9 protein-coding genes are annotated in these 14332 nt (G+C 41.9%); 2 read left to right on the top strand and 7 right to left on the bottom strand.

The window, feature by feature from the left end:
• Nucleotides 1–63: 63 nt before the first annotated feature.
• A complete protein-coding gene (locus BM736_RS08060) occupies nt 64–1350 on the bottom strand; it encodes an acetyl-CoA hydrolase/transferase family protein (RefSeq protein ID WP_076410705.1) in 1287 nt (428 codons plus the stop codon).
• A gap of 343 nt (nt 1351–1693) precedes the next feature.
• Here BM736_RS08060 and BM736_RS08055 point away from each other — a divergent pair, with 343 nt between their 5' ends.
• Nucleotides 1694–2176, top strand: coding sequence for a hypothetical protein (locus BM736_RS08055; RefSeq protein WP_076410703.1), 483 nt, complete (start codon nt 1694–1696; stop codon nt 2174–2176).
• Nucleotides 2177–2373: 197 nt separating this feature from the next.
• Nucleotides 2374–3381 carry a lipid A deacylase LpxR family protein gene (locus tag BM736_RS08050; RefSeq protein WP_076410702.1) on the top strand — a complete coding sequence of 336 codons (1008 nt, stop codon included), beginning with the start codon at nt 2374–2376 and terminating at the stop codon, nt 3379–3381.
• A 51-nt stretch (nt 3382–3432) separates the two neighbouring features.
• Here the strand turns inward: BM736_RS08050 and BM736_RS08045 are convergent, their stop codons facing one another.
• From BM736_RS08045 to BM736_RS08020, 6 genes are all read right to left on the bottom strand, one after another.
• Nucleotides 3433–4257 (bottom strand): DUF1207 domain-containing protein, encoded by an 825-nt coding sequence (locus BM736_RS08045; protein ID WP_256717761.1) that lies wholly within the window; start codon nt 4255–4257, stop codon nt 3433–3435.
• A gap of 15 nt (nt 4258–4272) precedes the next feature.
• Nucleotides 4273–6462, bottom strand: a complete 2190-nt coding sequence (locus tag BM736_RS08040; protein WP_076410700.1) for a cation:dicarboxylate symporter family transporter — start codon at nt 6460–6462, stop codon at nt 4273–4275.
• Between the two features lie 31 nt (nt 6463–6493).
• Nucleotides 6494–7645, bottom strand: a complete 1152-nt coding sequence (bshA, locus tag BM736_RS08035; protein WP_076410698.1) for an N-acetyl-alpha-D-glucosaminyl L-malate synthase BshA — start codon at nt 7643–7645, stop codon at nt 6494–6496.
• A gap of 149 nt (nt 7646–7794) precedes the next feature.
• On the bottom strand, nt 7795–8949 hold the full coding sequence (locus tag BM736_RS08030) for a PleD family two-component system response regulator (protein WP_076410696.1): 1155 nt from the start codon (nt 8947–8949) through the stop codon (nt 7795–7797).
• Between the two features lie 24 nt (nt 8950–8973).
• The gene (locus BM736_RS08025; RefSeq protein WP_076410694.1) at nt 8974–9894 is read right to left on the bottom strand and encodes a diguanylate cyclase; all 921 of its coding nucleotides are present in this window, start codon (nt 9892–9894) and stop codon (nt 8974–8976) included.
• On the bottom strand, nt 9887–14323 hold the full coding sequence (locus tag BM736_RS08020; protein ID WP_076410693.1) for a response regulator: 4437 nt from the start codon (nt 14321–14323) through the stop codon (nt 9887–9889). The genes BM736_RS08025 and BM736_RS08020 overlap by 8 nt, the downstream gene beginning before the upstream one ends.
• Nucleotides 14324–14332: the final 9 nt, after the last annotated feature.

Here is a 14332-nt window from a genome sequence, read left to right as displayed (position 1 = left end):
CTAAGACTAGCGCATCTTGCAATAACGAGAGCTCTTCTAAACTCAAGAAGAGCTCTTAGTCATTTATACGCTCAATCCCCACTGCTCAAAGGTTTCAATACACAGTTGCTCTCTAAAATTTGGATGAGCAATATCAATAAGTGCTCTGGCACGCTCCCTGAGTGAGCAACCTCTTAAGTTGGCAGCACCGTACTCTGTGACGATATAATGAACATGAGCACGGGTTGTGACTACACCGGCCCCTGGGGATAAAACAGTCGCAATGCGTGAAACCTTCCCACCAGCAGCGGTGCTAGGCAGTGCAATCACAGAGCGCCCCCCTTCAGATAAGCCTGCACCGCGGATAAAGTCCATTTGGCCACCTACACCTGAGTAGATTTTAGTCCCGAGTGAATCAGCACAAATTTGCCCTGATATATCGACCTGAAGCGCCGAGTTGATTGCCATTACATTAGGGTTCTTACGAATAATCGCAGTATCATTGACCTGCTCTATATCCATAAAAATCACTGAAGGATTATCATCCACATAGTCGTAGAGTCGCTGACTACCTAATGCGAAACCTGTAACAATCTTGCCAGGATTAACGCGTTTCTTGCTGTTGTTAACCACGCCCCTTTCTACAAGATTTAGCACACCATCAGAAAATAACTCAGTATGAATGCCTAAGTCTTTATGCTCAGTTAAACAACTTAAAACGGCATCAGGTATCGCCCCTATCCCCATCTGCAAGCAATCACCATCTCTTACAAGTTTGGCAACATGATGACCTATGGCAAGACTGGTCTCATCGCTTGCAGCTAATGGATGCTGCGGTAAAGCTGTACTGCACTCATACACGGCGGCAAATTTGTCATAATGAATAAACCCATCACCATGAGTACGGGGCATTTGGGGATTAATATGCGCAATAATCTTACCCGCAACCTGGCAAGCAGCTAGCGTAGCTTCAACCGATATACCCAATGAACAGATCCCATGTTTATCTGGTGGTGAAACCTGAATAATTGCCGTATCAATGGTTTGCTCACCTGAGCGAAATAGCTTTGGTACTTCCGATAAAAAGATAGGGACATAATCAGCATCCCCTTGCTGTAGCAAACTACGTGTTGGCAGGCCGCCGAAGAAACAACGATGCCTTAAATGGCCTTTTAAACTGTCACAGCTTAATGACTCAGCACACTCAGTATGAAGCTGTAATAGAGTGAGGTTATCTTTCGTCAGGGCATGCTCAGCGAGCGCATTTAGCAGTAGCCTAGGTGTTGCCCCCATAGAGTGGGTCCAAAGCGTTTCACCACTGTTAATTATTGATACCGCTTCCAGAGCAGTTTTACAGACAATCGGCGCCATTGATGATTCCAGCTATTCTATTTATTGCGCAAATAGTAGCAAAGCGTCATAGCGGCATATATCGATGAGATCATAGTTTGTTAGCGACTAACATAAACAGTTTTCGTCTAAGTGTTCACAAATATTTACAGTCTTTATAATCACTTAGATACCATGTACCTAGACATGTACATCAGTTCTTATTTAAAGGTGCTATTGAAGGTGCACCATCGATACTCACCTATATTCATGAGCTACTGCAGTTTACCGACTAGCTACCTGTTTATTCAGCAAAGGTTAAGCCTTATGCGTTTAAATTATCACCAACGAGATGTTAATCCTTCCCTTTAAAACTGGAGTTACTATGAAGAATTTCATCATTTTTGCTTCGATTGTCATCGCTTTTAGCTTTATCGCTTCCTTCTCTAACACTTCTGTTGCCACCGAAATAAATAGAGACGCTTGGACACATCAACCCAAACCCGACAAAGCCTCAATTATCGCCACTTACGGCTACCAAAAAATGAAGTTAGTCGATACAGGCTCAGGTAAGGCTGCCGTTGTATTTACTCATATCAATGACCGTGAATATTGTGGAGGTCAAGATGCGCTATTCAACCCCATTGAAGCCAGTATCAACGTGGAGTTAGAGATAGATAAACAATTTAAAACAATCTCGCTGCCAGCGCTTCTTGGGTGCTCAAAGGGAGTCTCTTTCGCTAAAGTTCACGACAGTGAAAGCATGGAGTTTATTGCCATGATGGATGATGCCGATAAAGTACTTTTTCATGAACAGGAGTACACATTAAAAGGCTTTAAAGCCGCTAGCGAAGAGGTTATTGATTAAGCTTGAGCTACAAAATAGTGAATATTAAATTGCATAGAACTTATGGACGGTAACACCTATAAACTATGCATAACCTCAATCAATAACTGAACTAATCCCCCTTTCTGCGACAAAAAGACACATTTTGCCACTGTTGTTAACCAGATAATCTGTTTACTCTGGGTTATCGCTTATTTTCTACTACGTGGGGTTGCACAGTGACTAAACAGACCAGCTATAGCAACCATCTAAAGGGAGCATGCCTCCCTCTCCTATTTATCGCTCCTTTTAGTACGGCAGATCAGTGGCATATTCAGCTAGATAACGACATCATTTTTGGCGATGACGGAAATTATACCAATGCAATTATTGTCGGTTGGGAAAGTCAGCCTTTAGATAACTTAACGCACACTGTTTTGCCTATTCAGTGGCAAGCAAATCTTGCTTTTAATCAAAGTGATGCGCAAAGAGCTTGGGGGGTTACTTTAGTTCAACAGATGTGGACACCTGGTTTGATTGAAATTGAATCGCCACAGGCTCATGACCGCCCATATGCAGGATACTTAGCAATTGAAAGCCATACGGCAACCTACGGGAAGACTCTGGCACAAAAAAACTGGGTTTCATTGGGTGTCGTCGGCCCTGCATCTGGCAATGAGCTTATGCAGTCCTTTGTGCACAAGATAACTGACTCCTCTGCGCCACAGGGCTGGGATTATCAAATCGAAAACCAGCTAACAATTCAAGCCGCCTACGAAGTCGATGCATTAATAGGGCGCACAGAGCCATCAAATAGTGACTTTCTAGCCAGTACGCAGTGGGAGTTGAGTGGATTTAGCCACTCGCAATTAGGCAACTTTCGTAGTGAAACAGATATTGGACTAACACTTCGTTGGGGGAACGAGTTGGCTAACTCATTTGGACGGTTAAGTCAGCATAGCGGGCAGTACGGTAATATCTCAGCGACGACTCCGTCATCCACTTTAATGGTATATAGCCGCGCATATGTTGGTTATCGATTTAACGATCTTACTTTAGAAGGCGATCTGCCCTATGACAGCTTTGTAGAGTTAGAAAACCGACAAGCTGGATTGAACCTTGGTGTTATTTGGGCCCAGCCAAACTGGTCTCTTGGCTGGAGTTTTAACACTTATACTCGAGAGTATGAGAGTAACTATGACAAATGGCACGGATACGGCTCACTGCAGTTTAGCTGGAATATATAGCTTAAGAGTCACAAGCTGGCAAAACGATGGTGAAGGCTTTTAAACTTCCAATTAAAAGGTAAATGCCCAGCCCAGTTGAGGGCCTTTTTGAATAAAGTCCATCTCATAATCAATACCCTCTTCCGTAGAATCATTGCCTATCTGCAAATACCGATATCCAATCCAGACATTATGTAACTCACCAAAACGATAGATAGCTGCAGCATTAAAGCCAAAATCCCTATCATTATCGCCGATAATCTTTGTATCTGCCGCCACAGATATTCCCCAATCATCACTAAACCAATGACGATAAGTCACACCTGCAAGCCAATCAAATAGATGCTCATTTGAGATAGGAACAGATTGCTCTATCTGAATAATACCTTCATTAGAGAGTGGGGAGACATTCACATCCAGTTTATTGTAAATATGCCTGACTCCAGTAAAGACACGGAAACCAGGCAATACCTCATAACCGGCGAGTAGATCGTTAACAGCCATATGCATATCGACTTCAATGTTATGTCCAGGAGAGATGACGCCTCCAGTAATAGGACCTGTTAACCCCTCTGTTTGGGTATCATTTTTTACCCTCAAGTAGTTGAGCCTTAAGCTGTATAACCAGTTTCCTCTTTGAGCATACAGATCACCAATCAAGCCAAAGTTGAGATTATCAATTATATTGCTGAAGGGAACTTCGATATCAACCCGCTCTAACCCGCCAGTGATTGAGCCACTAATACTGGGTGCCCATACCATGGGAAATGCAACTAGATAGTTCCACTCATCAGGCTCATCAATGTATGAATCAGGGCCAACTTCATATTCATCGGCGTAAAGCGTGAAGCTCATTACACTTACAATCGCCACGCAACTTTTTAAAACCTTATTCATTACCATCCCTAATGATTATTCAATCCAATGCAACACATCTTTGATGACTGACCAACGAGGCTTTTTAGGCTGTGCATTCTGCCCCAAAATCCAATAGTCATATAAGGTATCAACATATCCAGCTGACCTTTGTAGCTCAAGCCAACTGTTCATAAAGTTAACTAAGGTGGGGTTTTCCATAGCCACAACATAGGAAGCTGGAAAAGACTTAATCTCTTCACGGTTATATAAAGTAGTGTAGCTAGGGTAGAGCATCGTCCAGGTTTTACCCGCCTCTAAACTAATAATTAACCCATCCCAAGTATTCCCGTCATCTACAAAAAACGTTTTATCTGATTCGATAGTATCGAACTGCCAGTTAGGGTATTTATTAATTAAATAGGGGGTTATAGAGTATTGACCTACCGACGCAAACTTAAGCTTCCGCTTTGCAAGTTCGGCATTATTTTGAAACTCATCGGCGCGATGATCTTTAACCACTAAGGTGTAATGTAAGGTTAGTACTGGATTGGTAAATGCCAGATGCTGTAACCGTAACGTCGTCATCTGAATACCTGAAACACCTATATCAAACTGGCCGGCATTGATTGCATTTAGAGCCGTATCTATTTGGTAAGGTACGAACTCAATATCTACATCTAATTCTAGTGCAAGCCTTTTCATTAATTCAATATCAAAACCAACTAATTGGTCACTTTCATTAAAGTAGGAAAATGGTACTTGGATTGGATTATAACCTACTCTTAACACACCACTTTCTTTAATCGCAGTAATATCTCTTAACTCATTCTTTTCCTGTGATTCGGCCTTTTGATAGGAGATGACTTGCTCTGGAAGCTCTGTTGATGTCGTCATCTGAGCGACGACTTTATCCATTTTGTACTCTGTATTAACGATACTATCGAGTAGTAATCCAGTGCCGAGTAACGTTGCCCCCATGATCACCGGAGTCAGCGCACTATAAAACATCAAACGCTTCATACTTATCTTAGCGATGCCAGCAAGCATCGCCGTACCTCCAACTGCAAGAATAAAGATGTTCATCGCCGCCAATAGTGAAGTAAAACGACTAGTAAACAGACTTGATACCATATAAAGCTGAAATAGATCGGAAGATAGTTCAAGTGAGTCAAGCAGCATTGGAATCGTCAGATAAACGCTCCCAAACAGACTGATTAACCCATTAACTGCCATAGGGAAATAGGTGAAAAAATCAAGTTCAGAACCTGAGAACCAAGCTGCGAATAACACAAAAACAATAGTGAGTAACTTACCTAAATTAGGGAAGCTAAACACCACTGGAATGATAATATTTGCATAATCATCAGTATCTTCACTGCCAATATCATACTTATGAAATAGCTCCTTAGTTCGCTCAATAAGCAATGGCAATATGATAAATATATTACCTGCAGCAAAGGCGGTGATCATTGCATCTTTTGCTATTCCAGTGATATCTCGGTAAGAAAATGGCGTGAACGTCGCCAAAATGGCAGGTAAAACCCAGTAAGTTAAAATGATGGTCATGACGACATGAGCTGCAAAGTAGACCTGTAATTTTTGAAACTCTTCGAAATCCATAGTACCAGCGGTTGCTGCAGTCATAGCAAAAATACCAATTGGCATTAACTTAACAATATATTGAGTGACCTTATTAAATGAGGCACCAAGCAACTGCATCGGCTTCATAAGTGACTCTTTGTCATCAAGTGATATTAAGGCAATTCCAGTAGCTACACAAAACAGTACAATAGCCGGTATGTAACTCTGCGAAAGCGAAAAGAACGGGTTTGAGGGAATATACAAGTCGAGAATGTTAACAGAATTAGGATCATCAAGTGCTGTTAAACTAAAAAACTCCCCAGCCTCCCACTCTGGAAATGTATATTTGATACTATACATAACCACCAAGCCAAACAGCCAAATAATCAGCATTAGCTTGCCAACTTTAACCCCTAAAGACTTAGCTTGAGCATAAGTCAGGTTCCCTAAGCTAGAGATCAGCGAGACAATAATATAAGGAATGATGGTCATCTGCAGGAGCTTGATAAATGCATCACCAATCACCGACATCCAAGCGAGTGTCTCACCAAAAAATAGACCAAACCCAATCCCTGCGGCAAAAGATAGTAGCACGACAGTCGACATGCTCATCTTTTGTTTTGAAGGCTCTGGAATCGCTTTTGTTTCTGTAGTTGCTGACATACCTGTCTAACCTCAATTTCTTTTATCAATATTATTGGCTTATTGCTAAGCTCTGTGTCGTAAATTCGGTAATAGCAGACTGATAAATACTGATGTATTGGCTAATTTTTTCCTCAGGATTAAACAGGTTAGCAGCACGCACTCTACCCTTTTTTCCCATCATATTTTGCAGCTTTGAGTCGGTTAATAGTTGAACTAAATAGCCTGACAAGCTTTTAACATCATCAGGATCTGCCATAAAGCCGGTCACCCCCTCCTCAACGACCTCAGGAATACCGTCAATATTGCTACTTATCGTGGGAACAGCGCAGGCCATAGCCTCAAGGACGACCATGCTGAAAGACTCTTTGTAACTTGGCTGAATAATGCAATCGGCATTGGCAAGATAAGACTCAACGTGAGTGATATCTCCCATAAAATTCACTTTATCTATTATTTCTAAACGCTGGCATTCAAGTTTAATTGCATCAATATCAGGCCCAGAACCAAGTAATACGAGTCGTGCATTAACACTAGCTAGTGCTTTATCGAAAGCACGGATCACCGCTTTACTGTTTTTTATAGCTCTAAAATTTGAGACGTGCATGACTACTTTCTCATCATCATGAGCTAACGTTCTACGAACATCTAAACAGCGGTTTTCAGGCGAGAACTCATCGAGATCGATAAAGTTATGGATCACTTCAATAGGCTTGGTAATCTCAAAGTTATCTTTAATATAATCCCTTTGAAAAGCAGAAACAGTAGTCACTCTGGTACTCTTATTAATACTGAATTGATTCAAGGGGTAAAGTGGCTTATCTTGCCCGACCACTGTGACATCAGTACCATGAATTGTTGTGATTGTTGGAAACTTTATTGTCGATATTTCACATGCCAAATAGGCACACAGAGAGTGAGGAATAGAGTAATGTGCGTGCACAACATCTAATTCATACTTTTCAGCCACTTCAACTATTTTTGCTGTTAGTGAAAATGTATATAGAGGATCAGAGAAAAGTGGGTAATCGATAGGTTCCACTCGATGAAAGAATACATTCTTACACCCTTCTAATAATTTAAAGGGCCGAGTTCGAGAGATAAAATGAACTTCATGCCCCATCTGTGCTAACCCTAGCCCGAGTTGGGTGGCCACAAGGCCTGAGCCTCCAATGCTTGGATGGCATACAATCCCTATACGCATAATATTGTTAACCTCACCCTAAGTTAGCATAACGTTACAACCTGGTTACCCAAAATAACAACCTAGCATTTTGCGAGTGAGATTCCAACAAAAACAGCACCTTAAAGGTGCTGTTTTGATTAACTAGAAATTTTAAACGTTAGTATTTACTATTGATTTTTGTTTTGCTTAGCATCATTGAGCGTATTGAAGAACGTATAGAGACTCTCAAGTATCTCCCCTAATTCACCGCTGACGACTTGTGTTTGCCCTTGAGTATTCTGAAGCTGCAATGATGTCTGATCGGCCAGCGCCATTAGTTTTTTCTCTTGGTCTTCCTCTAAACCCAGCCCAAATAACATCCCCTCAAGCTCTGATACCATGCCATGCATGATCCCTTGAGAGTTTTTATCATGTTCAAACAGCCTTGCCGTTGTCTTTTTAATCTGTTCTTCAGCCACAGAGATCACTTGGGTAAATATCTCTTGCCTTTGTTCCAGCATCACTGAACGATTCTTTATATTTCCCAGTTGTGCATTCGCAATATCCATTAAGATGGCTAAATGGTCTCTAAACCGACCGCAACGCTTCTCATCATCTAGCGGCATATCTTTTATCAAAAGCACGATATAAGGATCTCTGATGATAGTGCGAATACCCACACTTAATATTCTTTCAGAATGCACCACAAATCGAGACAATACATTCGCTTCTATACTATCCTCTTCACACCCCACAAAAGTCACTTGCCCAGCATCAACACGAGTGACTGCATTCATCCCAAAACTTGAGAGAATATTTATCATCGCTAGACCAACGTCGTGAGCTTGCTCTATGGATTGCACATCTTTGATAAACTGAACAACTTGCCCAAGCTCACTACTAACGGTCATCGCCTCCATCGCGATACCCATCGCTTCTGTGGCAGACTCCTTTGCTTTAGCCATCTTTAGTCTTTGACCTAAGCAGTTAGCCACCTTGGCAAATAAAATCTCCGGCTCAACCGGCTTTACAATATAATCATCAGCGCCAGCTTCAAACCCAGCAAGCCTCTCTTCGTATGAGTCCAGTCCAGATACAAAAATGATGGGCAAACTTTCTGATTGGTACTGTTTACGCAGTTGTACGCAAACCTCATAGCCTGAAAGGCCCGGCATCTCGACATCGAGTAATATAAGGTCGGGCATCGTTTTCTCAACATGGACTAAACACATATCGCCAGAAGCAACTTCAGCGACATTGTAGTCATCTTCAAGCATTGCTCTAAGCATCAAGCGGCTGTCAGCAGTATCATCAACAACTAGAATATTCACATTTTTGCTCATGATTAATTCCATTTTTTAGTGAGATTAAACAATTTTTTTATCTAGACTAGGTGCCATAACCTGGTTGTCTGAAGCAACAACCCTGTTCCGCCCTTGCTCCTTTGCGATATATACCGCTTCATCGGCGCGAGTTAACAGTTCAACAAAGGTATTTTCATGTTCCTGAAGCTGTGCGACACCAAAACTTGCCGTTACAGTAATTCCTGATGGCTCAAGCGCCTCAATCTTTTCCCTTAATCGCTCAGCTTTTTCAATGGCCGAATCTAACCCGCAGTGCTCAAGCAATACCACAAATTCCTCCCCGCCAAATCGGGCAACCACATCCTCTTTCCTGTTATCAGCTTGAAGGACTTGGGCAATGGCTTTGAGGACTTGATCACCCGCATGGTGACCAAATTGGTCGTTGATATGCTTAAAAAAGTCGACATCAATCATGAGTAAAGACAAGTCATGCCCATGCCTATCTACATGGGCCAATTTATTATTAGCAGATTCGATTAAGAAATGTCGGTTGTACAATTGTGTGAGTTGATCATGCAATGCCATGCTTCTGAGCTCATCACTTTGATGTTTTAACGTTATTTGAGTGGAAACACGAGCAGTCACTATGGCTGGACGAATAGGTTTAGCAATATAATCAACAGCGCCTAGTTGTAGGCCAAACTCTTCATCCTCATCAGAGTCTCTGCCTGTCACAAAGATAATGGGAATATGTTTCGTTTCAGGGTTTTGCTTCAGCTGGCGACACACTTCATAGCCATCCATTTCAGGCATTATCACATCAAGTAAAATAAGATCCGGTAAAGGTGGGGTTTGTGCCAGCTCAAGACAACGCTTACCATTCATCGCAATCTTTAAGCGATAGTCTTGCTTTAGGCAGCCAGCTAAAAGTTGAATGTTAGTGCGGGTATCATCGACTAACAAAACAGTCGCTTTCTCATCCATTGATAATCCCCTTTGATGTATTCAATTCATCATCCACAAGATAGATAGCCAGCTCACTTAAACAAACACTGGCTTCTTCATGATCAAAGTCTTCTAAAAGCTGCAATAAACGGTCAAATTTGCTTTGCAAATCTGCTTGTTCACTGGCTTTTTTCAGGTGCTCAAACTCATCAACATCGATAAAGCTGCCTTCACTGAGCTTCTGAGAAATATCAGCTAAGCTATCAGAGATAAGCTTATCGGTGGCATATGACTGCACTGCAACTTGAGACTCTGGCTCATCATGCTGTTTTACAACTCGCGTTAACTCTTCATACACGGCTGTTAATTCAGGCAGCTTAGTGTTGATTACGTTAAGGTCTCCATCTTTTGCCGCCAGCTCAATCTCAGCGGCACACGCCTGTAATCTACCGCCACCTAGGTTTGCAGCTACTCCTTTGATGGTATGAGAGATTTGTCTCAGTTGCTCCATGTCCTCTTTGCAACCTGCATCATTTAACGCTACAACTCTTTTTGGCATATCTTCTAAAAACAGTTTAACAATGGCGTTAAATAACGACTCTTTTCCCATTGAACGCTTGAGCAATGCCTGCTTATCCCAAACTTCTTCATCGATATCATGGCTAGCGACACTGTCACCGCTCTTATCATATCCCTTATCAAGGTCCTCATCACTGACTGTTACTGCGACCAAATTTGGCGCGGCTAATGTCTCAGTGGCTGTTTCGTTTTCAGCATTGGTATCGCTCACCTCTTCAGCTTTAGCGGCAGGCAACCATTGGAGTAACTTATCCTGTAACTTATCGGGGTCAATGGGCTTAGGCAGATAATCATTCATACCAGCATCAATACACTTTTCTCTATCTCCCAACATGGCATTGGCAGTCATTGCGATAATTTTTATTTGTTTATTATCTTCACCTGCATTACCAGCACGTATCGCCTGAGTCGCTTGGTAGCCATCCATTTCCGGCATTAAGCAATCCATCAATACAAGGTCAAAAGGTGCATTGGCACTCGTTTTTAGCTTTCTAACAGCCTCGAGACCATTTTCAGCAACTACAACATCTAGCTTAAAATCTTCTAAAATTCCCGTAGCAACAAGTTGATTAACATAGTTATCTTCAACTAATAGAATACGTAGATTATCTTGCCAACTTAAACTCTCTGTTGAATTTGCTTGGTATTTCAAGGCCTGAAGATAGTGATGTGTGACTAGAGGTCCAGCATTTTGTAAAGCCTCTCCCCCATCGGCAACAACATTAAGTGCATCAAAAAGATCGCTCGTGGTAGTGGGCTTAGGGAAATAACCACTAAAGCCTAATTTGGCAAAGAAACTAGCATCACCCATCTGAGACATTGAGGTCATCATCACCAGCTTTATCTGTGCGAAACGAGGATCAGATTTCAACTTCTGGCCAAGTTCAGCGCCATCCATCTCTGCCATCTGCATATCTAAAAAAGCAACATCAAATTTCGGCGACTCGGGATCATTATAGACAGCTTCACATATTTCTAGCGCTTGTTGACCACTAGAGGCCTCTACAATCTTCGCCCCCCACAACTCTAGTTGCCCGCGTATAACTTCTCGGTTTGTGGCATTGTCATCAACCACAAGTAAGTTCAGCTCGTTAATATCAACCTTTGGCATCACTAAGGTAGATCGCTCACTACGACCTAGCTTAACTTTAATTTCAAAACAACTACCGACACCATAGACACTACTTACACTGACATCTCCTCCCATTAGGCGAGAGATGCGCTGCACAATCGCAAGCCCTAAACCAGTTCCACCAAACTTTCGTGTCGTCGAGGCGTCAACCTGACTAAATGACTCGAATAATCCATTAATTTTATCTGCAGGGATACCGATCCCTGTATCAGAAACAGAGCAAGTAAACAGCCACTGACCATCATCAGCTTCAGTCAAATCGCCTCTTACAACGATCTCCCCTTGCTTAGTGAACTTAATGGCATTACCCGTTAAATTTGTTATTGCTTGACGTAACCTGCCTGGGTCACCTTTGACCATAGATTGGTCGACGCCTTTAAGGTCTAGAATAATTTCAAGCTTTTTATTTTGCGCTTGATGCGCTATCCCCTCCGCAAACTCTCCAAGCATCCCTCTTAAGTTAAAGTCGAGCTCCTCCAGCTCAAGTTTACCTGCATCAATTTTGGAATAGTCCAAGATGTCGTTAATTAAAGAGAGCAGTGATTGGGCACTAGATTGGGCAATACCCAGCCGGCGATTTTGATACTCTGTTAACTTAGAGTTAGACAGCAAGCCCAACATACCTATGACACCGTTCATTGGCGTACGTATCTCATGGCTCATACTGGCTAAAAACTCACCCTTAGCTTTAGTCGCTAGCTCTGCTTCTTCTTTAGCCAAAACCAGTGCTTTTTCATTTTCTGTTCTTTCAGTGATATCTCTAAAGCTCCATACTCGACCATAGTATTCACCATCTATTTTCATCGGTGTCGATGTCCGTTCAAACACCCGTCCGTCCTGTAATACTAAAATATCAAATGCTTCACTTTCTTCATCTCTGTAGATCTCCTCAATACGGTTAAGAAATACTTCAGGATCTTTAAGCTGCCTCATTATCTGTTTTAAGACAATTTTATCATTTAGTCCTTTATCTAACAGCTCTTTAGCCACTCCCCAAAGCTCTGAGTATTGGCTATTAGTTTGTAGTATTTCTCCCTCTTTACTGGTGACAAAAATACCGTTCTCTGCCGACTCTAATGTCGCATTCGTTAGGGTTAACGCCTCTTTAACTTCCAATTCTTGCTGTTTTCTCTTAGTAATATCAGTGCGGATAGCGATATAACTTTTAGGGCGATTATTCGCATTTTTAAGGGCTAAAATGGTTGAATCAACCCAATATAACTCCCCTCTTTTATTTCGATTACAGACCTCACCATGCCAGACATTGCCCTTAGTGATAGTGCGATACATTTCAGAGAAGAATTCGGTAGGGTGGTAGCCAGAATTGAGCATTCTATGATTCTGACCTATCAACTCTTTCACTGAGTAGCCGCTGATCTCAGTAAATTTTTCATTAACATAGCTAATTGTTCCCCGTAGGTCGGTGATCGCAACTATGGAGTGTTGATCTAAGGCAAACTGTTGATCTTCAAGTGAACCTAAAGCTTCCTTAACTTGAAGGCTTGCCGATTGTAACTCAGCCTCCTGAAGCGCCTTAGCCTTAAGCATATAGTTAAAAGAGTTAGCCAGTAACCCAAGCTCACTGTTGTCTTCAATCACAACCTCTGTGACCTCTTTACCTACGGCAACCTTTTGACTCACTTCAGCCAATCTGATCACTGGTCGAGTAATCTTGCGAGCAATAAATATGGCAGCAAAAAATACTGCTAAGGCTGTGATTAAGACCAAAAAAAAGGTTACCTTTTTAAGCCAATCACTCGTGGACAATATCTCTTTGCTATCTATCTCACTAATGATTAGCCACTCGACATTGGCCAGATTGACGACCTGATACAGTCCAATGACCTCATTTCCTGTCGGCCCTATATATTCTTTGACATCACTTATTTTTAACCCTTTATTATCGCGGCCTCTCATATCCTGCCAGTCTAGATAAGCCTGAGTACTTATTTTCTTGTTTAGTACTTGACCCCAATCACCATTGATTGGCGTTCTGAGCAAGCCATCTGAGCCGACGATATAGTGAGTCAAAGAGCTATTATCAGGTATAGTCGAGTGAAGCATGTTAAATATTTTGTCGAATTTCAGTTCAATAACATAAGCACCGATCGGGCTACCGAATTCATCTAAAACAGGCGCAGAGATAAAGCCTGAAATCTGATCTTTTTTCCATGGACTGTACTCAAGCCCTGAAAACGTTGCAGCGCCTGAGGCCATAGTGGTTTGTAAGCTATTTGAAAATTGCGAGTCGACTAACTCTGAGGAAAAAACATTTCTGCCTTTCACACTTTCATTAAGCACTGCGTAAAGGATATCCCCTTCACTATCAATCAAGAAAATGTCATTGATATAATCATATTGGCGACTCAAAACAAGCAGATCATCTTGTAAACCATCTACTCGTTTTGCCCAATCATAACTACTGATATAACTCTGTACCGACTGCCTCTGGACAACTTTCCCTTGAAACAGCGAGCTAAGCAATTTGCTTGCATTACTTGATTCCGCTTCAACATTCAGATCGACCATTCTATAGTTAAACCAGCTCTCAATGGATTCAACACTGAGCAGAGATGATTGGGTTAACTCATGCTCAGCGGCATTCACTAAGCTCTGCTTAGCTTGATTGTAGCTATACCAAGAAACCATTATCAGAGGAAGCAGTGACAAGATCAGAAACCATATGGTGAGGTTAGCACTCAGGGATCTGAACGGGCTAATTGTCTTACCTGGCGTTGATGTGAGTTCATGTTCCATGATGGGTCT

Source organism: Shewanella sp. UCD-KL12, from assembly GCF_001957125.1.
Classification (GTDB): Bacteria; Pseudomonadota; Gammaproteobacteria; order Enterobacterales; family Shewanellaceae; genus Shewanella.
This window is presented reverse-complemented; position numbering and strand designations above follow the sequence as displayed.

What these genes read in the sequence shown, in the direction of transcription:
- BM736_RS08060 (WP_076410705.1), bottom strand. Translation starts at nt 1,350, where the DNA reads ATGGCGCCGATTGTCTGTAAAACTGCTCTGGAAGCGGTATCAATAATT.
- BM736_RS08020 (WP_076410693.1), bottom strand. Translation starts at nt 14,323, where the DNA reads ATGGAACATGAACTCACATCAACGCCAGGTAAGACAATTAGCCCGTTC.
- BM736_RS08040 (WP_076410700.1), bottom strand. Translation starts at nt 6,462, where the DNA reads ATGTCAGCAACTACAGAAACAAAAGCGATTCCAGAGCCTTCAAAACAA.
- bshA (WP_076410698.1), bottom strand. Translation starts at nt 7,645, where the DNA reads ATGCGTATAGGGATTGTATGCCATCCAAGCATTGGAGGCTCAGGCCTT.
- BM736_RS08025 (WP_076410694.1), bottom strand. Translation starts at nt 9,894, where the DNA reads ATGGATGAGAAAGCGACTGTTTTGTTAGTCGATGATACCCGCACTAAC.
- BM736_RS08055 (WP_076410703.1), top strand. Translation starts at nt 1,694, where the DNA reads ATGAAGAATTTCATCATTTTTGCTTCGATTGTCATCGCTTTTAGCTTT.
- BM736_RS08030 (WP_076410696.1), bottom strand. Translation starts at nt 8,949, where the DNA reads ATGAGCAAAAATGTGAATATTCTAGTTGTTGATGATACTGCTGACAGC.
- BM736_RS08045 (WP_256717761.1), bottom strand. Translation starts at nt 4,257, where the DNA reads ATGAATAAGGTTTTAAAAAGTTGCGTGGCGATTGTAAGTGTAATGAGC.